Consider the following 22,378-nt stretch of genomic DNA (forward strand, 5'->3'; position numbering starts at 1 on the left):
TTCAGTTTGGGTGTCATTTCTTTCGTCTTTTGCACAACTTATACTTCAGCAATAATTCTGCAGGGAAGACCTGAAAAACCAGTCATATTCACAGGAAAGGTATATACAGTAAATGACTCATCCTTTGTTTTCTCATACAATAAATCTAAATTATTGAGATTTTCAATAATAAATATCCCCTTATCCGCACAGTATTGATCAATTCTTCTATGGTCTTGAGGTTTTTTCACGCCTCCCATATCCACCCCTATAAAGCTCACATTCTTTGCAATCAATTCATCAATTAATTCATCTGATAGCTCTATATTAGCCGATAAGTATTCCTTTGTCCCATATCCCCATCTTTTTAAAGTCCCAGAGTAGAACATTACAAAGTCATCGGGTTGTACACTACTTAGATTTACATCACTTATTTTCACTTCTCCAGTTGTCAGACCACTTATATCAAATACCCTGCCCTTTGTAATAATTTTTTCTATGGAAAACTCTTTATCCATAACATCAAAATGAGTCCCTACATGCCCAGCTTTATCAAGATCTCTTTCAATGCTTTGTACTGCCAATCCCAGGGTTTCCAAAAGTTTTTTATCTACTTGTAAACTCAAATCAAGTTTCATATGTTACCTCCTAAAATATTATTTGTTTTCCTAAGAAACAAAACAATATTTACACATTAATGTTTCCTGGTAAACTATTATAACATAATATTTACACGGCGACATAATTAATGTATAATTTTTTTATTTCCTGAGAAACTAATTTACAAAGGAGTTTTACATAATGAAAAATAACCTGGGGAAATTTGAAATAGATGTAATTATTAATAAGCTAATATATTTATCCGATTACATAAATGATTACTCTAAAATTCACGAAAAATCCTTACAGGATCTATTGGCCAAATATAGTCCAACTAAAAACCTTATGCTTTCAGAAATTCATGTTATTGATTGTATTGGCAAAAATCAATTGCCAAATGCAACATTTATAGCAAAGGAATTAAACATGACGAAGGGTGCTATATCCAAAATAACTTCAAAATTATTGAAGAAGCAATTTATAAAAGCAAATTATTTAGAAAACAATAAAAAAGAAATTTATTATACCCTGACAACGCAAGGAAAAGAAGTTTTCAAAGTTCACGAAAAACTTCACGACATAGAAAATGAAAAAATCATAAACATCCTTACTTTATACAATAAAGAGGAATTACTCACAATAAACAAATTTTTAGATGACTTGTTAAATGAACTTTAGGGTTACCAATGGTAACCCTAAAGTTCATTTCCATACAAATAGGTAGTTTATTGAATTAGTCCTTCCTGCTGCAGCCAAGTTTTGGCCACATCTCTGGCTTTTTTCTTCTCTACATCAACCTGGGCATTTAACTCTGCCATAGCTCTATCGTCCAATTTACCAGCTAATTTATTTAATATTTCTTTCAGCTCTGGGTGTTTTTTGAGGGTCTCAGAACGTATTAATGGGGCAGCGTAATAGGGAGGGAAGAAATTTTTATCATCCTCCAACAAAACCAAATTATATTTGACCAACATTCCGTCTGTAGCAAAGGCATCGATGATATCTACCTGCCCTTCAGCCAGAGCTTTATATTTAAGGCCCGCATCCATCGCTTTGATACCTTTGAAGTTTAACTGATAGGTTTTCTGAAGCCCCTTCATCCCGTCATCACGTTCTAAAAACTCCTGCATGGTACCAAAGGTGAGCTCCCCAGCCACAGCTTGTAGGTCGGAAATCTTTTTAAGATTATACTTTTGGGCTATTTCCTGAGGCACCGCTACGGCGTAGGTGTTGTTAAAACCAATGGATTCCAGCCATTCCAGGTTATAGTTGGTAGAAAATTCTTCTTTGACCTTATTGTAAGCCTCTTGGGGATCTAATATTACTTCTTCGCCCAGGATGTTCATCAGGCCGGTACCAGTATACTCTACATAGACATCGGCACTACCATTTTTAACGGCATTAAAACAAACATCCGTGCCGCCCAGAAAGGACTTGACGGTGATCTTCTGATCTGTGTGCTCCTCTAGCAACAGACCCAGCATATTGGCCATGACATCTTGCTCTGTAAAGTTTTTACCCACCACGGTAATCCCTTTGTCGTCTTTGGTGGAACAACCCACCAGAGTTGTCATAATCAATACCAATAGAAGAATTCCCACCTTTTTTAGTCCCGTGATTTTCATTAAACCAGCTCCCTTTACTATATTTGTGTCCACTTAGGCCGCCTGTTGTTTTCTAAGTCGCAAGCCCTGCGGTGTAATATACCAATCAACCCAGGCTAACAGCAGATCAAACAAAATCGCCAAAACTGCTGCCGGAATGGCTCCTGCCAAGATCACCCCGGTATCCACCATCGAAATGCCTCGCAAAATGAGGTCACCCAAACCACCGGCACCAATAAAGGCAGCTAGGGTGGCTACACCAATGGTCATTACAGTGGCAGTTCGAATACCAGCAAAGATCACCGACCGAGCCAGGGGAAGTTCCACCATAACCAGCCTCTGGGAATTTGTCATACCCATACCACGTCCTGCCTCTAATAAGGATTTATCCACATCCAGAATACCTGTGTAGGTATTACGTAAGATCGGCAGCAATCCATACAAAGCCATCACAATGATGGCCGGAAGCGAGCCGATACCAAACAGCGGAATCATAAAGCCCAACAAGGCTAGGCTAGGGATCGTTTGAATCACCGAGACAACCCCCAGCACCAAACCAGCTATTTTGCGATATCTGGTGAGAAAAACCCCCAGAGGTACCGCAATGATAATGGCCCAAAACAAGGCCATCCCCGAAAGTAAAATATGTTGTCCAGTGGCCTCTAAAATATCCGGCCAGCGATCTACTAATACCAATAGCAATTCATTCATTAACTAGCCTCCTCCTGAAGATAGGATTTTGCTAAAACATCCACCAGGCTGGCCTGTGTCAGTAACCCTGCCAGTTTACCATCGGCAGTCAATACCGGAAGGTAACCATAGGGTGCTTCCTGTACCAGGGGAAGCACTTGTGCCAAAGGAGTCCCACTTTTAACGGTAACAGCATTGACCTGCTTGACATCGGCAATGCAAAGGGATTCGTCAGTGTAGCGGCGATAGATATCCGAAGTGCTGGTAATACCCAAGTATTGTCCGTTTTTATCGGTCACCACCAACCCGGTAACCCGTTTTTTGACCATGATTTGTACCGCTTCGGCCAACCCCCTGGAGGGTAATACGGTTATGGGCTCTTTTAGCATCACATCATCCACCAAATAAGACAGATGCGAGGATAACCGCTTCTCTCCCAAAAATTCGCGCACGAAATCATTGGCAGGATGTCGCAAGATCTGGTCGGGCTTTCCTTGTTGTACCACTTTCCCTTCTTGCATGACAACGATTTGGTCCGCGATCTTTAGGGCTTCGTCCATATCGTGGGTTACGAAAACGATGGTTTTGTGAAGTTCTTCATTGAGCCTGATTAACTCATCTTGTAGTTGTTCTCGGGTAATGGGGTCCAATGCGGAGAAAGGTTCATCCATTAGAATGATGGGGGGATCGCTCATCAAGGCCCGGGCTACTCCGATGCGCTGTTGCTGGCCTCCAGATAGCTCCGCAGGGTAGCGATTTCGGTACAATTCCGGATCTAATCCCACCAATTTTAACAGTTCATCAACCGCAGCAATATCCACCGCCTTTTTACCAAGCCGTAATCGGGGAACCAGGGAGATGTTTTCTGCTATGGTCATGTGAGGAAAAAGACCGATTTGTTGAATGACATAGCCTATACCCCGTCGCAGTTCCACCGGGTCTATGCTTTGGATATCTTGGCCGTTGACTAAAATTTTACCGGATGTGCTCTCGATCAAACGGTTAATCATCTTCATAGTAGTGGTTTTTCCACAACCCGAAGGACCAACTAGGACCACAATCTGTCCCTCTGGGATACTTAGATCCAAGGCTTCGATCACCAGGGAGTTACCATATTTCTTACTCACCCCTTCAAACACGATGGCATTTTGCAAACTTACTCCTCCTTTTCCCAGTATTAGAATAAAAAAACCCTCAATTACATGAGGGTCAAAAAGACAAACCCTAACTAGATGGCAGGAAAAATAAAAAGACCCCGCCATGTGTATAGGGTCAAAATGATTAAGATATTACGCTAAAAAATAATTGACCCATCTGTGCTGACGAGGTTAGCTGACGGACTCGGAAGATGGTTCCCTACTGTGCATTGCACTGATTCGCCCCAAAAAAGTGGTTCCCCCGCTTTCCAGTAATTCATTCTGGAAATTAAGCAAATGTAATTGTTACTATTACTATAAGTCATTTAGCAGATCCTGTCAAGCAACTCCACGTAACATTAACAGTTGTCAGTATATCCTTTCAAGTTATTTTTTTATCTTTGAACAGTCAAATACTTGAAGTTTAACTTTTTTCTGAATTCATAAGTTACTGCTAGATAACTATATTTCATGCCAGTTTTTCTTGTGCTATACCTATACCTTGCTGAGCGCACAAGGTAGGCTTATCTAAATATGCGAGAGTTAAAAAAGGCATCAAGATTTATCATCTCGATGCCTATATACCTTCCTACATTCAGAAGATTGGTAATTATGCTAGTTTATACAATTACGCAAACTGAACTTTTATCGATAGTGTTGTATTAATTGATCTAAACCAGCTTCCGATGTTAACTTTTCAAGATTATTAAATATCTTCTCTTCGTCCCAGTTCCACCATTGAAGTTTTAACAAAAATTCAACTTTTTCATCACTGAAACGCTTCTTAATACATTTGGCTGGGTTGCCACCATAGATTGTATAAGGTTCAATATTTTTAACTACAGTTGAGTTAGCAGCGATAATCGAACCATCGCCAACTTTAACACCCGGCATAATAGTAACATTTTGACCAATCCAAACATCATGGCCAATTACTGTGTCTCCCTTAAAAGGAAGCTGTTTTCTTGTAGGAGTCACCTTTTCCCAGCCACAGCCAAAAATATTAAACGGATAGGTTGTAATTCCATCCATTCTATGGTTTGCTCCATTCATGATAAACTTAACACCCTCTGCAATCGCACAAAATTTGCCTATGATAAGTTTATCTCCCAAGAATTCGTAGTGATGCTCTATATTATCATAAAATTTTTCAGGAGACCTTTTATTATCGCTATAATAAGTATACTCTCCAATATCAACATTGGGTCTTTTGGGCAGATTACTTATATAGCAAACTGTCTTTATATTTTCATTCGGATAAAGTTTTTTCTTATCGGGTCCGGTCATAAAATACCCCCTCCTTTGGCAAATATCCTTTGCTTTTTTCATCTAATTTTCTAACCTCGGTCACCAGTGGACAAATTAAAGCGATGCCGATAATTAAAATACCTGATAGTAGAAACCAATGATTTACACCGATGCTATCAGCAAAGAATCCAGAAAGGATTAAACCAATGGGCATGGCCAGAGACATGATGCTCCCTGTCAAAGAAAACACACGACCTAAATATTCAGGTTTGATTTTTTCCTGAAAAAGAGCTGTTTGAACACCGCTGTAAAATGGAACTGAAAGACCCATCATTACACAGCAGGCTACAAATATAACAAATCCACTTGGGGGAAGTAACCCCGAAATGGTTAAACTAGCTCCCATCGTAAAAATAGATGCCGCTATTAATCGAATCCTCTTTTTATAGCTACCAAATAGTCCTAATAGCAGACCACCTGCCAGCATACCAGAGGCATAAGCAATTTCGGTAATAGCAACATGTACCGGTGTTCCTGCAAAATATTCCATGCTGATTAAAGGATACAGTGCATTAATTGGCATATAAACAAACATATATAGTGTGCCTATAAGCAGCAATGCAAATAACCCTTTATTTTCTTTTAATACAAGAAATCCTTCTTTCATCTCCTTCATAAAATTTCCCTTTACGTCTTGTTGCTCTACGGTAAGCTTGGGAATACGTACAAGAGCTACCGCGATACAGGCAATCACAGCACCCAGCACGTCGATGGCTATAATCGCATTTAACTCCCAAACAGAATATAAAAATGCTGCGGCAGCAGGACTAAGAATATAGCTTATGGACTGCAAGGACTGGCTATAACCCGCACATTTGGTCAACTGTTCTTCTGGTACTAAAAGGGGTGTAACCGCATTTAGTGCCGGGGAATGAAAGGCGGTGCCAACACTTCGGATAAACAATATTACCATAACCAGCCAAATCGGTAACTCCATATGCAAAGCAATAATAGCCAATAATGCACCAGCTGCAGCAATAATTAAATCAGCACCAATCATTATCTTTTTTCTATCATAGCGGTCGACTAATACACCTATCGCAGGTCCAAGAACTGCGTATGGTAGAAAACCAACTAGTGAAGCAATTGACAGAACCATCGCTGATCCTGTTTTTTCTGTAAGATAAAAAATTATCGCCATTTGCAAGATGGCACTGGTAATCAGTGAAATTGCCTGACCTGTCCATATCGTAAAAAAATCTTGTTTCCATTTTGCTATTTGTTTGGTCATATCGGATTCTCCTGCCTTTTCATTGTTGATTTTAATTTCGTTCTGTTTATAGGCAATAAAAAAGACAGACTAAAATCCGCAGTGCGAGCTTTAGTCTGCCTTTTAACGTTAAAAAGACATAGGCAAAAACGTATAACCTCAGATGGTTACACTTCACCCGTATCTATGTCTCAATTCGCAAATAAGCACAACAAAAAAGCCCACCATTGTGGATGATATAACCGCTTTTTTATTGCTAGCTTACCGTAAACGAATAGAATACATAGATAGAATGTCTCCTTTAATTTGCTTTGTTGCAAAATAGTTTTATCATAAACAATATAGTTTGTCAATTTTGCCTTCCTACTATACGAGGGGCCCTATTCAAAGAACTCCTTGCTATAGGCCACAGTTCCTGTAATACCGTTAAGACTCTTGTCTTCAAGTTCTAATGCCATAAACACTTCATCCGGTATATCAAAGGGTGCTTTAATGCCCCAGCTACTCGCAGGTTTAAAGCCAAATCGTGGATAATATTTATCATGTCCAAGAACAATTACTGATTTATAACCAAGTTCTTTTGCAATCTTTATACTTTTATTGATTAATTTACTACCGATACCTCTATTTTGATATTCTGGTAAAACCGAAACAGGTGCTAATGCCAATGACTCGTATCTATTCCTCTCATTTTCAATAAATAGTTTTGTCAGCATTATATGTCCTATAATTTCTTTACTGGTTTCTGCAACAAGTGACAGCTCTGGTATAAAGAGATCACTTCTTCTTAATCTAGCAACTAAAAATTGCTCTTTATGGTCACTATGCTCTTCATTTTTAAATGCTTTTTCTACCACGGTTTCTGATAATTTATAGTCTTTTTCAGTTTCTTGCCTTATGTTTATATTCATTTTGATATCATACCTCCGCCACACTTCTGCAGCAATTTTTTCCGTGGAATTTTGCCAGATAAAGGGCCTGATCGCAAAGTTTATAGAGCATATCGATATCTGTTCCTTCATCTGGAAGGATACTGAAAAAGCCTATGCTGATCGTGTACTTTATTTTGAGGTCGGCATCTACGGACGAATTCTCTACCTTCGATCTTAGCCGTTCCACAACTTCTTCGACATTTTTCTCGTCTGCCCCAGGAAGCAATATGGCAAATTCTTCTCCGCCATACCTGCCGAATAAGTCGTAATTCCTCAATTGGTTTTTAAGGGTATTGGCAAAATCCTGCAATACCGCATCACCTACAAAGTGCCCGTACTTGTCATTAATTTTTTTAAAGTCATCAATATCGATCAATAAAAATGAGATTTTCTCTTGCTTCCTCATGCACAAGGAAATAAGCTCTTTTGCACGCAATATGAATGTCTTTCGGTTCAATATGTTTGTTAATCCGTCAAAAGATGCCGCTTTTAACAGTTCTAGATCCTGTTTTTCTTTTTCTAAGAGGATGAACCCGGTACTTCCTGCAAGCATCACGATGTAGAGCAGCAAAAACGACCAGGTGTTAAAAATACTTGTTGATGCCAAATTCATATCCAAATCTGTCGTTAGTGATGCAATAGCCCGGAATATCGAAAAGAACATTGTTAGGCTGTAAAAGGCGGCGATTACTTTTTGCAGTCTGGAAGCCTTCTTATCTGTAAAAAGCTTATACACGGGAAATACTATCAATATTGCTGTGATCGAGGAGGTAAATGTGATCCTAACGTTCTCCGGGAAGCCATAGGCTGCCGCAGCAACAAATACGATGATGCAACAAATAACCAAGGCGGTATAAGACCGTCTCACTGCTTCGGTATAGGTATTTTTTAGAATCATCAGAGCAATCAGTTCCAAAGCCGCACCAGTAAACAAGATTGAATTGCTGACAATTATTGAAACCAGATTGGGTGTATTGTCTCTCATGATAAGCATAACCCATCCCGCCGCCTGCAGCAATTTTGAAAGCAAAAACATATTGACCGCTTTGCTTCTGTTTTGTTGCGAGGTATAAGCAATAATGAGCACGCTCGTTAAAAGATGGCCTAAAATAAGAATGATCAAAATGGTTACTACGTTTATGTTGAAAAGAAACATCTGTATCCTCCGCAGTTTTGAGTTGGCTTTTATTAGAAAATTTGATAGTATAAACGCGCTTCGCTTCTTTCGATTATACAGCAAAAGGGGGTTGGGAAAAATAATCTTGAAGCGTGTTGAAAGGGATAAATTTCTAAAAAAGCACTCTGCGGCATACATCAATCTAAATAGTTGAGTAGCATGAAACCGAAACAACAGTTGTGTTATATCGGGCAAAAATTAATATTCCGTTATTATCCATCATGATTATTGTTTACAACATGCTTTGAGGATACAGAAAAGATGCCCCTTGAGCCCGGTTTGGTCTAGGCGGATACTTTATTTCTGAGAATCCAGAATAAATAAAGAGGCATCATGCCCCATAAATATTTTACTTCCAGTATAAAAAGTTTTAGATTGAATATCCCTGTATCCTATTTTTGTCATACTATCAATTAACTCTATCTGATCAAATCCGTTATGAACCATATCCGAAACTATTTTTTCATTTTTATCAAAATCTACAATTAGTAAGTGTCCGTTTTCATTTAGAACCTCATATAGTCTTGATAAAACTAATTCAACATCATTAATATGGAGTAAAACCTGAGCCATAAAAATATAGTCAGCATGTAAATCCAAAAGGTTATCTTTTTCAAAGTCAAAGCATAATGTGGCTGCATTCTGGATATTAGAACTCAAGATTTTTTGCTTTATTTGATTAAGCATGTTTTGTGATGTATCTAGAAAAAGTATAGAATTAAAATTATTTAATAAGTTCATTCCAACGAGGCCAGTTCCACAGCCAAAATCAATAGCATTCTTATCTCTAGTATCAACTAAATATTCACGAATAGCATTTGATGATACTTTCGCAATTTGGATTCTTTCAGGAGTTTCATATGTATTAGCTATCATTTCAAATTTATCAGTATTCCCCATTGTTACCCCTCCAATCCCCACCTTAATATTCTGATAAAAGCCGCTATTTTTCTCCATCATTTATAACATTTAAAATCACATCTGCTGCCTTTTTGGCCCCTCCAGAAGTTTTAAAACTTTTCAATATTTTATTTGCATTTTCTTTATAAGTAGCATCATTTAATATCTGTTCAATCACTTTTCTTATATGTTTAGGTTTATTCCCACTTAGCATAAGACCAGCTCCCAGAACTGCAGTACGTTCTGCCACCATAGCTTGCTCACTATGCTGCGGAAACAACACCATAGGTACACCATGGTATAAACTTTCATTTACACTATTCATACCACAATGTGTCAGAAACACATCTGATTTCTTTAATACCTTAATTTGATCCACCCTGTTTTTAACTATAAAGTTATCAGGAATTTTACCCAAAGCAGCAATGTCAGTTTTTTCTCCTACCGACATTATTACATCAACATTAAGTCCTTTTAATGCTTCGATACAATTTTTATAAAACTCATTATTTTTATTTAGTACTGTACCTAACGATATATATACCGTTCTACGTTTATTCCCAACATATTCTTCTACGTCACTCACTGATGGTCCTACAAAAGTATACTTATCAGAAAATGTTTCAGACATAGGTTGAAATTCTTTAGAAGTATAAACTATCGTATTAGTGTTATTATCATTCTCAATCAAAGAAACAAAATTATCAATCTCATATCCATTTGCTCTCAAAAGTTGGATCTTCTTATTTATTCGAGGCATTCCTATAGCCATACGTATGATTTCTCCAACTCCACGTTTCATCATTTTTACAGTATACTTATTGAATGCAAATGAAGTTGTGGAACATATATATTTAATCTTTAGTTTCTTTGCAAAGAGCTTTCCCCAGAAGCACAAAGAATCCGATACTATGCAATCTGGTTTAAAATTTTCTAATTCCTTACAAACCTTTTTATCTAAACTAATTGTAGTATCAGCGACCATTTCAATTAATCCTGCAAAATCTTTCCCTATCTTTTTCTCATCTTCTTGCTTAAGTTCAGGTAAATATTTATCACAACTAATAAATTTTGCACCAACAGTTTCTATTCTCTCTTTAAAAGTATTGAATGAATAATACCATACTTCATGACCTCTTTTTGTTAGCTCTTTTACTACTGCAATCGTAGGATTAGTATGTCCATGTGCTGGAATGCTGAAAAATACTATTTTGCTCATACTAACCCCCTATTCCATCTTTATTCCCCAAATGCTTCATCTGTTTGCCGGCCTAGCTGTACACACACAGCAAAACTACCGTTTTGTGTGTTCTAGATAGCATTAGTAGTTTGATGTTTTTTATGATAATAAATACTGCGATACAAACAATTAAAATTATGAGTATTCCAGTGTTTCAGAGCCACTTCAAACAGCTGCTTTTATATGAGAAGAATCAGTGGCTCTGCCACCTCGGAATATTCAACAACCTTCACTGACGGATACAGGCTGTACTATTCATTTAAGTATGTGCTCACCCTGTCCTGAATCAATTGGGCAGTCGCCTCCGCTGTCTTCTGTCCTGTAAAGAAGGCCGCGGTTTCCTCCTGAACAATGGAAATAACCTTCTGGTCCGTTCCGATGTAGACCTTCGCTTGACTCAGTAGGTTTTCCATATACTCGACATCCTCCTGGGTGGGGGGTTGTAGTGTTATCGATTGAGCTGGAATGCCGTCGTCCTTAATTCTCATTTTCCCACCCCTTTTTTGGATAGCCTGGGTAAAATTCTGGGCAATCTGGGGAAGTACACTCTTATTAATTGGCATTCCTCCCTGAGTCATCATATCATCAGAGACCAAAAATTTTAAAAATTCCCAGGCCAGTTCTTGATGGGCTGATTTACTGCTGATCCCATACATGGCGTCTGTGGAAAAGAACACGTTTCCGGGGGGCTTTAAAAGCTGAACACCCTCGCTGAAAATCGCCTTGGCCACTTGCAGGTCCCAAAACCCTCCAAGAGAAGTGAAATTAAAAACAAGTTTACCCCGGGAGGCCATATCCATAATGTTAGTCTGGTCTATATCCGTATTAACCAGTTTATGGTCAATCAAATATTTACTCAGGTTCAGTAAATCAAGAAATTTTTGGCCGGTAAAATTGGCTGTTTTCTTCTCCGGATCGACTAGGCTGGCATAGTTCTCTTTAACCAGAGTTGCAATCAGTCTTTTTTCATCCATCCCGGCCAAGGCATACATCTCCTGGCTTTCCCCGTTTTGCTTGTCGTTAATAACCTTTTCCGCCGTCTTGACAAAATCGTTCCAGTCCCAGTTGCGATCGTCGATTGGCACCTGGGAATCAGCCAGTAAGGTTTTATCGGCAGCAATCATATTAATACCGATATTAACCGGCAGCGCATAGAGCTTACCTTTATATTCTAAAGCCTTGAATATATTTTGGTAGTATTTGCCGCTGTCGAAGCTTTGATCCGACTGCATCAGCTTGCCTAAGTCAACTAAAAGATTCTTATCTGCATAGGTCTGATAGGGCAGGTTGTTTAATAAAATGATATCGCTGCCCTGGCCAGACATGAGCTGGGTATTCATGGCCGTGACATATTTTTCAATATCGCCGGGCTCTGTCGCCCTGAGACCTTCACCTTTTTCTGAAGTACTGGAGGTGTATTCTTTCACTTCCACACTAACGCCGGGATGAAGTTCCTCAAACTTTTTTACTGCCGTATCCAGGTACGTATCTTTGGTCACCACCGCAATGGTCAGGGAATTAGGATTATCAGCTTCCCTGGCAGACTGAGTATTGCCGCAGCCTGCGGTAGATACCCCCATGCTGAGGACCAGAATCAGGCTTAGGACAACTCTGCATTTGTTTTTGATCATCAAAATACCCCTTTTCTTTAAGTATCCGGAATGGACTACTGACTGCTGATGTTCAGCCCACTTTCTTGATCGAAAAAATGGGCCTTGGCCATAGTAAAACCCGCTCCGACTTCCTGTCCGGTTTCGGCGCGCAGCTCCGGACTTACCCTGACAACCACCTCCCTGCCGTCTATCCTTACATAATGGTAAGTTTCAGCCCCTCTCAATTCGCTAAACTCCAGCCTCCCGCGCAAAGCACACTCGGGATAGCGGTCCAAAAAATCTCCGCTGCCACAAAGATGCTCCGCTCTTATCCCCAGGACCACTTCCCGGTCCAGATACCCCTGCTCCTTTAACCTTTGTCCCTCGGCAGTGGGAACAGGCAGCAGTGCGTCCGCCAGTTTGGCAAAAATACAGCCGTTTTCCTCAATAATTAAAACTTCCAGAAAGTTCATCCCGGGGCTACCTAGAAAACCGGCCACAAACATATTGACCGGCTGGTCATAGATAGCTTGCGGGCTGTCAATTTGCTGGATCAGGCCGTCCCTCATCACCACGATTCTGGTGCCCATGGTCATAGCTTCGGTTTGATCATGGGTTACATAAACAAAGGTTGTCTGCAGATTTTTATGGAGCTTGGCAATTTCTATTCTCATCTGGGTTCTCAACTGCGCATCCAGGTTGGACAGTGGCTCATCCATCAGGAAAACCTTGGGTTTCCTGACAATGGCCCGTCCCAGGGCCACCCTTTGCCTTTGCCCACCGGAAAGCTCCTTGGGTTTGCGTTTCAGAAGATCTTCAAGGGCCAGAATCCTGGCCGCTTCCTGCACATTTTTCCTGATTTCAGCCTTGGGTATCTTTCTCAACTTAAGTCCAAAGGCCATATTGTCATAGACCGATAGATGGGGATAAAGAGCATAATTTTGAAAAACCATAGCGATATCCCGGTCCTTGGCAGCCACGTCATTAACCAGCCGGTCGTCAATAGATAATTCACCGGCTGAAATTTCCTCCAGTCCGGCAATCATCCTTAAAACGGTTGTTTTGCCACAGCCGGAGGGACCTACCAAGATTAAGAATTCCTGATCCTTGATTTCCAGAGAGAAATCCCTGACTGCCGTAACCCCGCCAGGGTAGGTCTTAGATAGATTTTTCAGATATAAACTCGCCATTCCCTGACCTCCTCTCAATCAAAGTAATCACAGTTAAAAATACAGAGCTGAATAGCAGCAACACCTCCCCTTTCTCGATGACAAGAGGCATTTTTATGATCCACAGCAAGGCGGTGCCCAGACTTAAGGCGGCCAGCAGGAAAATGCTGCAAAACACTTCAACTTTGAGCAGTTTTTCCTGCAACAGCTTGAGCTGGTAAAGTCCCAGCAAGAACAGCGGCCAACCAAGAAAGATGTTTAAAAACAAATTCCAGTTCTGGATGGTAGTAAGGATATTCAACTGAACTTCTCCGGGCGGCGCTACATAGCCAGCGCTTTGCAGCCTGGTTTGAATCCCGTCTTTAATGAGGTCGGCCCAAAATGAAACATCAATCAGTTCATTGGGTATGTTTTCCGGCGGAATATATAGGGTAAATTTGATTAATTTCCATACCAGCAGCATTACGGCAACAAGCGCTGCTATTTCCGCCATCCCAAGCACAAGCCTGGCCGCGTCACCCTTGATCAGCTCCGACCAATATTTATCCCGGAGTCTCAGGCGGCAGAAATGATCAATACCCTTTATTTTTATCCTAAGCCAGCCGAAAAGCATCACCATGACCACCGTCCCCGCTACGAAATTGCGCAGTAGGTTGTCTTGTTCTATCAGGAGACCCGCCACGTTATAATCGATGATTTTATAGTTGGCTTGGTCCTGACCGATGGAAACCAGGGCCGTTGCCAAAACAGCGGTATTGCGGCCCGTGGTGCCGGCATCCTTGGTTGCCATTGCCAATGAGGTTATTCGGGAATCTGCTTCCAGTTCCAACAGTATTTTTGCTGGTATGTACACTGTGCCATATCCCCTGTCCGTCAGAGTCCCGATCAGGGAACAGTCAACCCCGGCCACCCCGACTATTTTGAATTTCCGGCCATACAGCTCTATCTCCAGGCCCACCACATTGCAGTTCCGAAAAAGAGCCTGCGCCAGATCTTCATCGATGACAGCAACCTGCTGGTTTTCCTGTTGGAAGGTTAAAAAACGGCCTGATCGCAGGTTTATTTGCTGGAATTGATCGTACCTGTCATTCACCCCCAGCACCTGAGCTGGGCTCTGGTTCTTTTGATAGGCGGCAGAAGTTGAAGCCTCCAGGGCGTAAGCTAGATCATAGTCCCGGAGGTTGTATTGGCTAAGCTGCCTCATATCTTGTAGGGAAAAAGAGTCTTCTTCCGGCTGCTGGGAGTTGCCCAGCCAGGTGGCGGTGATTTTGTTGGTTTTGTGCAGGCCGCCAAGCTCCGCCAATTTTGCGGGCAGGGCTGACCCCAGGAGGTTATTCCAGGTCAAAACCAACAGACCCAGGGCCAGCATAAGATAGGCCGGATAGGCTGATTGGACCGGTTTCAATTTGCCGCCTCCTTTAGAACCCTATTCCCGTCCTCCAGCGGTTTACTGCTTTGCATCACCACTTCGCCCATCACCATATCCGTGAGAGCAGACTTTACATTATCGCTGTCTTCCACATTGACTTCCACCTTTTGCAAATAGTTCTCTGTACCTAAAGGTCCTTTTCTGGATTCCAGAACGAAGACATAGGAGCCGCTGTTGTCGTCATAAACCGCGCTGTTCGGTACGAGGGTGGCGTAAGACTTGGTTTTTTTGCTTAAATAAATTTCTCCCTTTTCGCCGCCGGTCAGGCCTTCCAGAGACACGTCGATCCACAAATCCTTCTTATCCCCGTTGTGCTGGCTGTTTTCCACAATTTTGTCAATTTTCCCCTCGGTTTTTTGATCCCCCAGGGAGAGAATATTCACATTCACCGTATCTCCGGGTTTGACGTAATCAACCCAATCCTTGTCAATTGGCACAATCAGCCGGAACCCCTGCCCTAGGTCAGCCAATTTAAACAGGGGCAGGGAGCTATTGGTCATCGACCCTGCGGCAAAATTCAGTTCTGTGATCATGCCGTCTACGGGCGCTGTATACACGCCGTTATTGGCCACCTGTTTGGCCAGGGTATCCACCTTTCTGGCCTGTATTTCCAGATTAAGCTGAATGTCCTCACAATTTCTTTGCGCGTCCGCCAGGTTTTTTGCGGCATTTTGCAGATTTACCGCCGTTTCGGCTTCATGATCAAACAGATACTTCAGGTTATCGTAATCCCTTTGTTTTTGCGTCTGCTCTGCTTGGGCCCCCGCCAGGGATAACTGCAGCTGCCGGTAGCGGACCTGTTCATCCTGATAATCCGACTTCAGGCCGTCCACGTCCAGGGTGATGATGGGCTGGCCTTTGCTGACCCTGTCCCCCTGCTCCACCATGACCTCCTTGACCCGCAAATTGGCATCTGCGTATTCCGCCCGGTTTGATTTGACCTCGATCGTCCCTACACCGAATATTTCTTTGATTAACGCCCCGTTGGTCGGCCGGACTGTTTGGACCCTGGGCAGAGCAAAGTTATTGATGGTATTGGAAAAGAAAGTTAACCCGATCATCGTCATTAGGAACAGCAGGCTCAACTTTCCGATTACTTTTTTTCTTTGCGCATCATCCGCAATTGCTTGATTTGGCAATTTTCTGTCTCCCTTCCTAACCGGGTGCAGCGACCCAAAAGCAAGGCACTCGTTGCTCAGCCTTTGATTCCAGAAAGCCGGATTCCTTCCAGCAAGTATTTTTCGGCATAAAGGAAGTTCAATAGCATCGGCATCATATACAAAGTAGACGCGGCAAAGGCCACTCCTTTTTCACCGTCGATGATTCTGGAAAGATAGAGGGAAAGAGGCTGTTTGGCCGCATCCTGTAAAAAAATCAACGGCTGTTCGACCATGTTCCAGTTATCGATAAAAACAAGGATAGCCATGGCTGCTATGCCAGACCTGGACATGGGCAGGATGATTTTGAGGAAAATCTGGAGCTGGTTGGCTCCGTCCACCCGAGCTGCTTCAAGATAGGCGTCCGGTATTTGCTCCATATATTGTTTTAAAAGAAATACGCCAAAGGTGCTGAAAATGCCGGGCAAGATAATGGACCAGTGACTATTGAGCAGACCCAGCTGGCCGGCCATTAAATAATTGGGCACAAGAGTAACCTGGAATGGCATCAGCATCACGATGATATACAAAAAAAACAAGAAATCCCTGCCTCTAAACTTCAGCTTGGCAAAGGCATAGGCCGCCAGGGTTGCCACAATCGTTTGCCCAATGACGATAGGAAAGGTAATCAGCACGGAATTCCAGAACATGAAAAGAAACTGGGTCTTTTTGATGAGTACGTTATAATACTGCTTCAGCACCACCACGTCGGGTATAAGCTGGAACCGGGCGAAGTGATTGGCACTGTCATCGTTATAGCTGCTTACATTTTTGTCCGTCACCGGATCATAATTATCGGCGATTTCCTGTTCACTCATAAAAGAATTGGTGACGGTTACAGCCAGGGGAAACATGAATAGGACAGCCAGTACCAGTAAAACTGTAACATGGAGTATATTTTTTATTCGGTGATTACGATTCAACCCACACACCCCTATCGCCGATTCTAATTAATCATGTTGGTGATCTTTCTCTCCACGATAAAAAGCAGTAAAACAACGGCCACGATAAAGGCAGCCATAATGAAGGCCGCGGAAGTTAATTTTTGGTAATCCAGAGCCATGAACATATTATTCATGTAGTGCTGCAGCATATAGATGCCGTTATGGGGATAGTCTCCGGAGATAAGATAGGTCTCCCGAAACAACTTAAATGAATTGATAATCGAGATAACAAAAACAAAAAAAGTCGTGGGGGTCAAATAAACCAGGGTTATTCGGAAAAACTCCTGCCGACGGCTGGCCCCGTCGATCCTGGCCGCTTCGTAGTATTCAGCCGGTATACTTTGTAATCCGGCCAAAAACAGGATGACGCTGTAACCAATGTTTTTCCATAGATAAATCACCAGCACGACAATTCTGGACCAATTGGTTTTCATCCAGTCCACGGGCGGGTAACCCAAGGCATGGATCAGGGAATTTAAAACGCCGTTCAAATCAAAGAAAGCCTGCCAGACCAAAACTACCGAAGCTACGGGTACCACTAAAGGAGTTATCATGATGGTGCGAAACAGGTTCCGGCCCTGTAATTTTTGGTTCAATAACAAGGCCACTCCTAGGGAGAGAATCAGATTAAGAGGTACACAGAGTAAAGTAAACTTGGCTGTATTGGCCAGAGCTGATAAAAAGCTCGAGTTTTTTAACAAAGCGCCGTAATTATGTAATCCGACAAAAGTACCGTTAAGGGGATTGTCCACCAGGGAATAGTAAAAGCCGGTGACAAACGGGAGCAAATAAAAGAGAGAAAAACCCAGCAGGCTGGGCCCGAGGAAAAGCCAGGCCAGGTAGCCGTTATTCGTTTTTAATTTTCCAGTTCTCATCGTTACCATCCTAATCGTGATGAATCCTTTCAGGAATGTTAAAAGCCTGTCCGATTCGGCAATTTCATCTTACCGAGATCAGGCAGGCGATGTTGGAATTTTAACTTAGCAAAATCTTAATAAATTCTTATGAGGAACTTATTATTTTCTTATACTGTTGTATACAGCTAATGCATCGGTAATATTATACTGTTCCGAATGGTGATCCCCCTTTGCACCAGCTGAAATCAGAATATATTCTTGTTTGCCCACTTTGGCGAGACTCGCGAGACATAGACCTGCCTCAGCGGTATATCCAGTTTTTCCTCCTAAAATTTCTCCACCAATAATGTTTTGATTGTTGAGGTCTTCAAACATGGTACTGTAAAAGGTTATCCCTCTAGGGTGCTTATTCGTAGGTTGTGTGGAATGGCGGGATGAAGTAAAAATCTCCCGGAAAGTATCATTTTGCAAAGCATAACTTAGAAGAATAGCCAGATCTTTGACTGTTGTATAATGGTTTTTATTCTGAAGCCCGGTTGAGTTCTCAAAATGTGTGTTGTGCATACCGAGCTCTGCCGCTTTTTGATTCATTATTTTTACAAAATTCTGCTCTGATCCCGCAATTTGATCAGCAAGTCCAATACAGCACTCCGCACCGCTCGGCAGCATTACTCCGTATAACAAATCGATTGCCCTGACCTGCTCGCCCGGCTGGAAACCTGCCATTGAAGCATCTGCTTGGTACAGCCCCTGAAACGTAAAATTGGTCAGTTTGATTTCTTTCTTCAAGCTAGGTAAATTTTCTATCGCCACAATGGCTGTCATCATTTTAGTCAAAGAAGCAGGATAGATTTTCTCTTCGCTATTTTTCTGCATTAAAGTAGTTTGATCTTTTAAACGGATCAGAATCGCATTAGAACTGTTCAGCTTAGCGGGAGATATGGAAACAGAGGGATCCAGTTCCCGGCTTGGACCTTGCTCGGTGATGGCCCATCGGTCGATCAGATGCCTGCCGCCCGAGGAAACCGGTGTTGTTCTATCATCGGAAGAACCGGGTGTTATCTTTAAAGAAGAATATGACGATAAAACCTCGTCATATTCTTTTTTAAAGATGTGCTGGTATCCTGGAATAAGGATAGATTTATAAACAAAAGCAGCAATGACAACCTTCAACAAAAGTGCTACAAATATGCGTATTCCTGACTTTTTCTTTTTTACTTTTCGTACCATATAAAACAGCTCCTTATTCTGTGCTGATATTATTCAATCATAGAATAAGGAGTAATGTTGAAATTCCATCTTATGAACTTCTTAAGATTTTCTTATCTTGGCATCTGTAATTTCACTATGACATATATGTTCTTTGCGACACTACTGTATCTTACTAGTTGTAAAAATAAGAATAAAACTTATTAAGAAGAAAATCACCCTATCTTAAGGTTTTATTAAGACATTTCTTTTTTAAATATTCTATAATAAACAAGTTAATCACAACGGAGGTGCATTTAGTGCTCATTATGATTTTAATGTTTATTATAGTGTCGATTACATGGTTTATTAGTACTTTGCCATTCTTGATTCTATACCAGATACTACTGACCTCTCAAAGTAAAAAAATTGGCTATAAACTGTCAATTGAACATATTATAATCATTTGTATCTTTGTGTACTACCTTACTGCTGTGCTAAGTTTTACGGGTATTCCTTCCATAATGGATATTGTTCAGAACAGCTTTGGCATAATAACCCCAGAGGGGTTGAGTTTTCCACCGGATGAGATCAATCTGATTCCCTTTTACTGGCTTACAGAGGGGGTTCGCCCCTATATAGATAACATCTTGCTTTTTATACCCCTTGGCTTTCTGCTTCCATGTATTTGGAAAAAGTATGAAGCATTATGGCAAACAGCATTATCCGGTATGACATTCTCTCTGATCATAGAATTGAGTCAATTATTCAATAGAAGAATCACGGATATTGATGATTTACTGATGAATACTCTCGGAGCATTGATCGGCTGGGTAATTTTCAGGCTGCTGCAAGAACGTTTAGCCAAATTACAGGAAAAGGTTTCTCTCCAAGGTACTAATATCGAAAAAATTCCCTTGCTCCTACGTGAAGAGGCATGTTTTTATATGACCAGCACATTCGCCGGTATGTTCTTTGTGTTTTACCCATTTTTAAGACCTGCATTAATCCCATTTTTAAGATCTTTATTTGGATTTGTTTTGATTTAATAAGTGCCAGACGAATTAAATTACAAAAGGACAGCTATCTGACTTAAGCAGATAACTTGTCCTTTTCTTGGCAGATCAGAAAGTATAAATTTTATCTGCATAAGGGCAAACTAGGCTTTCGCCGGCGTCTTAAAGACTTAGTGCAAGCCTAGTTTTTCTAACTTTTGTGGAAGCACGACAGTAAAGACGGTCTTTTCTGCATTACTTTGCGCAAAGATATTGCCGCCATGGGCGTTGACGATTTCTTTGGCAATAGCCAGTCCAAGCCCGGCACCGCCTGTATTGGTGGCACGGGATGTATCCAGCCGAAAAAATTTCTCAAATATCGTTTCCAGTTTTTCTCGCGGGATAGGATTACCTTGATTCGTAAAGGTTATCACAATATTTTTGTCCTGCTGTTGAGCAGAAATATCAATGACGCTGTTTTCATAGCTATGGGCTAGCGCATTTTTCAGAATGTTATTGAACACCCGGGCCAGCTTGTCGGCATCTCCCCACAGCGTGAGGCCTTCAGGCACATTGACGGCCACCTGCTTTTCCTGTGGGGTCAGCATTGGATAGAATTCATCTGCCATCTGCTGGAGCATGAAGAGTAAATTGATTTTTTCTTTATTCAAAACAATCATTTGAAGATTAAATCTTGTGATCTCAAAAAACTCATTTATCAGCTGCTCTAATCGATAAGCCTTTTCCAAGGTAATACCGACATATTTTGCTTTCTGTTCAGGAGGCATATCAGGAGCTTCATCCAAAAGACTCAAGTATCCTATGACAGATGTCAGAGGTGTCTTTATATCATGAGCTAAGTAAACTACCAAATCATTTTTGCGCTGCTCGGCATCAAGAGCAGCCTTCTTTTGTTTTTCCAGATTGTTTTTTATTTGATTAAGCTTATTTTCCATAAAATCCAATTCCGGTGATAATGTAATTTCAGCATCGGATTCCTCAGTAAGTTTATCCATTCCAGCACTGATTTCATCAAAATATTTTGTAAACCAAGAAATAGAAAATCGAAAAAGGATAACTAAAAATAGTAGGATGATAACAAAAAGGATCATGTCCATATTGTTACGAATTACCAACTGATAGATTGTCTGTGCGTCCGAATTATTAAAATGAAAAGCGTTGATTAAAAATCGAACGATACGATTTCCGATCTGTCCACGCAGAATATAGCGCAATAGATAAACAGTCACAGCGGCGGCAACTGTAATCAGAAGCATTTGAAAAAATACTTTTCCTTTTAATTTTGTATAATCATTCCTCCTTTTATCTCTCTTACTTTTCAATTTTATAGCCAACCCCCCATACCGTTTTGATATATTTAGGATGCTCTGCACTGTCGTGCATTTTTTCTCTTAAATGCCTGATATGAACCATTACCGTATTATTGCTATTGGTGAAATACTTGTCTCCCCATACCTTATGGAACAATTCTTCCGAACTGACCACCCGTCCGCGATTGGAACAAAGGACCCAAAGAATAGAAAACTCTGTAGGTGTGAGAGCAAGCGATCTTTCGTTTAATGTGCATTCATGTGTATCCTTGTTCAATACCAAACCAGAAAAGGCAATCAAGTGTTCTTCCTGGTTTGGCTCCGCAGAATTATATTTGGTAAATCTCCGGAGCTGCGCCTTGACACGGGCAATAAGTTCCAAAGGGCGGAACGGTTTCGTGATATAGTCGTCCGCACCTAATGTCAGCCCGGTAATCTTATCGATTTCTTCTTCTTTGGCTGTCAGCATGATAACCGGGAAATTGTGTTTTTCCCGGATTTTCTGACAGATTGAAAAACCGTCTAGATCAGGAAGCATAACATCCAAAATGGCGAGGTCTAGTTTTTCATTTTCAATGCAGTTGAGGGCATCCTTACCGTCATAAAATTTAAAGACATTATAATTTTCGTTTTTCAGATAAACTTCTACCAAATCTGCAATAGCCTGTTCATCATCAACGATTAAAATATTTGCAGCCAAAAGCGTCATCTTCTTTCTTTTAAAGATATATCTCCACAGTTATTATACCGCAAAGCAAAAAACCAATTTTATAGCTTTTTACTTATGAAAATCTTAAGATTTTCTGAATATCGCGATACTGATAGTCTGTATAAGACAAGATGACTTGTAAAAAGAAAACTTGCTACAAAAGGACAAGTTTAATACACCATGTTTACTTGGCAGTCAGCTATCATCATTCATTTGTGTAGCTGCAAATAC

General features: G+C 40.9%; 21 protein-coding genes and 1 riboswitch. Of the genes, 2 read left to right on the top strand and 19 right to left on the bottom strand.

Going from position 1 to position 22,378, the window contains the following annotated elements; all coding sequences use genetic code 11:
* Window positions 1-38: 38 nt before the first annotated feature.
* Window positions 39-617: a cyclase family protein gene (locus tag BUA78_RS04080; RefSeq protein WP_072911183.1), complete on the bottom strand. Its 579-nt coding sequence runs from the start codon at window positions 615-617 to the stop codon at window positions 39-41.
* 163 nt (window positions 618-780) lie between these two features.
* On the opposite strand from BUA78_RS04080, the gene BUA78_RS04085 reads away from it, so the two are divergent.
* Entirely contained in the window at window positions 781-1,257 is a 477-nt protein-coding gene (locus tag BUA78_RS04085) for a MarR family transcriptional regulator (RefSeq protein ID WP_072911185.1), read from the top strand.
* Between the two features lie 47 nt (window positions 1,258-1,304).
* Here BUA78_RS04085 and BUA78_RS04090 read toward each other — a convergent pair whose 3' ends face one another.
* From BUA78_RS04090 to BUA78_RS04165, 16 genes are all read right to left on the bottom strand, one after another.
* Complete coding sequence (locus tag BUA78_RS04090; protein WP_072911186.1) at window positions 1,305-2,204, bottom strand: ABC transporter substrate-binding protein; 900 nt, start codon at window positions 2,202-2,204, stop codon at window positions 1,305-1,307.
* A gap of 33 nt (window positions 2,205-2,237) precedes the next feature.
* Window positions 2,238-2,894, bottom strand: coding sequence for an ABC transporter permease (locus BUA78_RS04095; RefSeq protein WP_072911188.1), 657 nt, complete (start codon window positions 2,892-2,894; stop codon window positions 2,238-2,240).
* Window positions 2,894-4,027, bottom strand: a complete 1,134-nt coding sequence (locus BUA78_RS04100; RefSeq protein WP_274377370.1) for a betaine/proline/choline family ABC transporter ATP-binding protein — start codon at window positions 4,025-4,027, stop codon at window positions 2,894-2,896. Before BUA78_RS04100 ends, BUA78_RS04095 begins: the two co-directional genes overlap by 1 nt.
* A 148-nt stretch (window positions 4,028-4,175) precedes the next feature.
* Window positions 4,176-4,315, bottom strand: a riboswitch (cyclic di-AMP (ydaO/yuaA leader).
* A gap of 339 nt (window positions 4,316-4,654) precedes the next feature.
* On the bottom strand, window positions 4,655-5,296 hold the full coding sequence (locus tag BUA78_RS04105) for a Vat family streptogramin A O-acetyltransferase (RefSeq protein ID WP_072911189.1): 642 nt from the start codon (window positions 5,294-5,296) through the stop codon (window positions 4,655-4,657).
* Window positions 5,280-6,548: a macrolide efflux MFS transporter Mef(A) gene (mef(A), locus tag BUA78_RS04110; RefSeq protein WP_072911191.1), complete on the bottom strand. Its 1,269-nt coding sequence runs from the start codon at window positions 6,546-6,548 to the stop codon at window positions 5,280-5,282. The genes BUA78_RS04105 and mef(A) overlap by 17 nt, the downstream gene beginning before the upstream one ends.
* Window positions 6,549-6,907: 359 nt before the next feature.
* Entirely contained in the window at window positions 6,908-7,438 is a 531-nt protein-coding gene (locus tag BUA78_RS04115) for a GNAT family N-acetyltransferase (RefSeq protein WP_072911192.1), read from the bottom strand.
* Between the two features lie 7 nt (window positions 7,439-7,445).
* Complete coding sequence (locus BUA78_RS04120; RefSeq protein ID WP_072911194.1) at window positions 7,446-8,615, bottom strand: GGDEF domain-containing protein; 1,170 nt, start codon at window positions 8,613-8,615, stop codon at window positions 7,446-7,448.
* Window positions 8,616-8,933: 318 nt separating this feature from the next.
* The gene (locus BUA78_RS04125; RefSeq protein ID WP_072911195.1) at window positions 8,934-9,536 is read right to left on the bottom strand and encodes a class I SAM-dependent methyltransferase; all 603 of its coding nucleotides are present in this window, start codon (window positions 9,534-9,536) and stop codon (window positions 8,934-8,936) included.
* A gap of 43 nt (window positions 9,537-9,579) precedes the next feature.
* Complete coding sequence (locus BUA78_RS04130) at window positions 9,580-10,755, bottom strand: macrolide family glycosyltransferase (RefSeq protein ID WP_072911197.1); 1,176 nt, start codon at window positions 10,753-10,755, stop codon at window positions 9,580-9,582.
* A gap of 272 nt (window positions 10,756-11,027) precedes the next feature.
* On the bottom strand, window positions 11,028-12,407 hold the full coding sequence (locus BUA78_RS04135; protein WP_072911198.1) for an ABC transporter substrate-binding protein: 1,380 nt from the start codon (window positions 12,405-12,407) through the stop codon (window positions 11,028-11,030).
* A gap of 35 nt (window positions 12,408-12,442) precedes the next feature.
* Window positions 12,443-13,558 (bottom strand): ABC transporter ATP-binding protein, encoded by a 1,116-nt coding sequence (locus BUA78_RS04140; protein ID WP_072911200.1) that lies wholly within the window; start codon window positions 13,556-13,558, stop codon window positions 12,443-12,445.
* Entirely contained in the window at window positions 13,527-14,942 is a 1,416-nt protein-coding gene (locus BUA78_RS04145) for an ABC transporter permease (RefSeq protein WP_072911201.1), read from the bottom strand. The genes BUA78_RS04140 and BUA78_RS04145 overlap by 32 nt, the downstream gene beginning before the upstream one ends.
* Window positions 14,939-16,105 (bottom strand): efflux RND transporter periplasmic adaptor subunit, encoded by a 1,167-nt coding sequence (locus BUA78_RS04150; RefSeq protein ID WP_072911203.1) that lies wholly within the window; start codon window positions 16,103-16,105, stop codon window positions 14,939-14,941. The genes BUA78_RS04145 and BUA78_RS04150 overlap by 4 nt, the downstream gene beginning before the upstream one ends.
* Before the next feature lie 56 nt (window positions 16,106-16,161).
* The gene (locus BUA78_RS04155; protein ID WP_072911204.1) at window positions 16,162-17,046 is read right to left on the bottom strand and encodes a carbohydrate ABC transporter permease; all 885 of its coding nucleotides are present in this window, start codon (window positions 17,044-17,046) and stop codon (window positions 16,162-16,164) included.
* Window positions 17,047-17,069: 23 nt separating this feature from the next.
* On the bottom strand, window positions 17,070-17,942 hold the full coding sequence (locus tag BUA78_RS04160; protein ID WP_072911206.1) for a carbohydrate ABC transporter permease: 873 nt from the start codon (window positions 17,940-17,942) through the stop codon (window positions 17,070-17,072).
* A 141-nt stretch (window positions 17,943-18,083) separates the two neighbouring features.
* Entirely contained in the window at window positions 18,084-19,154 is a 1,071-nt protein-coding gene (locus tag BUA78_RS04165; RefSeq protein ID WP_072911208.1) for a D-alanyl-D-alanine carboxypeptidase family protein, read from the bottom strand.
* A gap of 287 nt (window positions 19,155-19,441) precedes the next feature.
* Here BUA78_RS04165 and BUA78_RS04170 point away from each other — a divergent pair, with 287 nt between their 5' ends.
* A complete protein-coding gene (locus BUA78_RS04170; RefSeq protein WP_072911276.1) occupies window positions 19,442-20,161 on the top strand; it encodes a VanZ family protein in 720 nt (239 codons plus the stop codon).
* 137 nt (window positions 20,162-20,298) lie between these two features.
* On the opposite strand, the gene vanS is transcribed toward BUA78_RS04170, so the two are convergent.
* Together vanS and vanR are read right to left on the bottom strand one after the other, a co-directional pair.
* Window positions 20,299-21,462 carry a vancomycin resistance histidine kinase VanS gene (gene vanS / locus BUA78_RS04175; RefSeq protein WP_072911209.1) on the bottom strand — a complete coding sequence of 388 codons (1,164 nt, stop codon included), beginning with the start codon at window positions 21,460-21,462 and terminating at the stop codon, window positions 20,299-20,301.
* A complete protein-coding gene (vanR, locus tag BUA78_RS04180) occupies window positions 21,440-22,147 on the bottom strand; it encodes a VanR-ABDEGLN family response regulator transcription factor (protein WP_420795490.1) in 708 nt (235 codons plus the stop codon). Before vanR ends, vanS begins: the two co-directional genes overlap by 23 nt.
* Window positions 22,148-22,378: the final 231 nt, after the last annotated feature.

This window comes from Desulforamulus aeronauticus DSM 10349 (assembly GCF_900142375.1).
In the GTDB taxonomy this organism is placed as follows: Bacteria; Bacillota; Desulfotomaculia; order Desulfotomaculales; family Desulfotomaculaceae; genus Desulfotomaculum; species Desulfotomaculum aeronauticum.

Bases quoted from the DNA above. Each gene is read 5' to 3' on its own strand.
- BUA78_RS04080 (WP_072911183.1), bottom strand. From the start codon at position 617: ATGAAACTTGATTTGAGTTTACAAGTAGATAAAAAACTTTTGGAAACC.
- BUA78_RS04085 (WP_072911185.1), top strand. From the start codon at position 781: ATGAAAAATAACCTGGGGAAATTTGAAATAGATGTAATTATTAATAAG.
- BUA78_RS04090 (WP_072911186.1), bottom strand. From the start codon at position 2,204: ATGAAAATCACGGGACTAAAAAAGGTGGGAATTCTTCTATTGGTATTG.
- BUA78_RS04095 (WP_072911188.1), bottom strand. From the start codon at position 2,894: ATGAATGAATTGCTATTGGTATTAGTAGATCGCTGGCCGGATATTTTA.
- BUA78_RS04105 (WP_072911189.1), bottom strand. From the start codon at position 5,296: ATGACCGGACCCGATAAGAAAAAACTTTATCCGAATGAAAATATAAAG.
- BUA78_RS04115 (WP_072911192.1), bottom strand. From the start codon at position 7,438: ATGAATATAAACATAAGGCAAGAAACTGAAAAAGACTATAAATTATCA.
- BUA78_RS04120 (WP_072911194.1), bottom strand. From the start codon at position 8,615: ATGTTTCTTTTCAACATAAACGTAGTAACCATTTTGATCATTCTTATT.
- BUA78_RS04125 (WP_072911195.1), bottom strand. From the start codon at position 9,536: ATGGGGAATACTGATAAATTTGAAATGATAGCTAATACATATGAAACT.
- BUA78_RS04130 (WP_072911197.1), bottom strand. From the start codon at position 10,755: ATGAGCAAAATAGTATTTTTCAGCATTCCAGCACATGGACATACTAAT.
- BUA78_RS04135 (WP_072911198.1), bottom strand. From the start codon at position 12,407: ATGATCAAAAACAAATGCAGAGTTGTCCTAAGCCTGATTCTGGTCCTC.
- BUA78_RS04140 (WP_072911200.1), bottom strand. From the start codon at position 13,558: ATGGCGAGTTTATATCTGAAAAATCTATCTAAGACCTACCCTGGCGGG.
- BUA78_RS04160 (WP_072911206.1), bottom strand. From the start codon at position 17,942: ATGAGAACTGGAAAATTAAAAACGAATAACGGCTACCTGGCCTGGCTT.
- BUA78_RS04165 (WP_072911208.1), bottom strand. From the start codon at position 19,154: ATGGTACGAAAAGTAAAAAAGAAAAAGTCAGGAATACGCATATTTGTA.
- BUA78_RS04170 (WP_072911276.1), top strand. From the start codon at position 19,442: ATGATTTTAATGTTTATTATAGTGTCGATTACATGGTTTATTAGTACT.
- vanR (WP_420795490.1), bottom strand. From the start codon at position 22,147: ATGACGCTTTTGGCTGCAAATATTTTAATCGTTGATGATGAACAGGCT.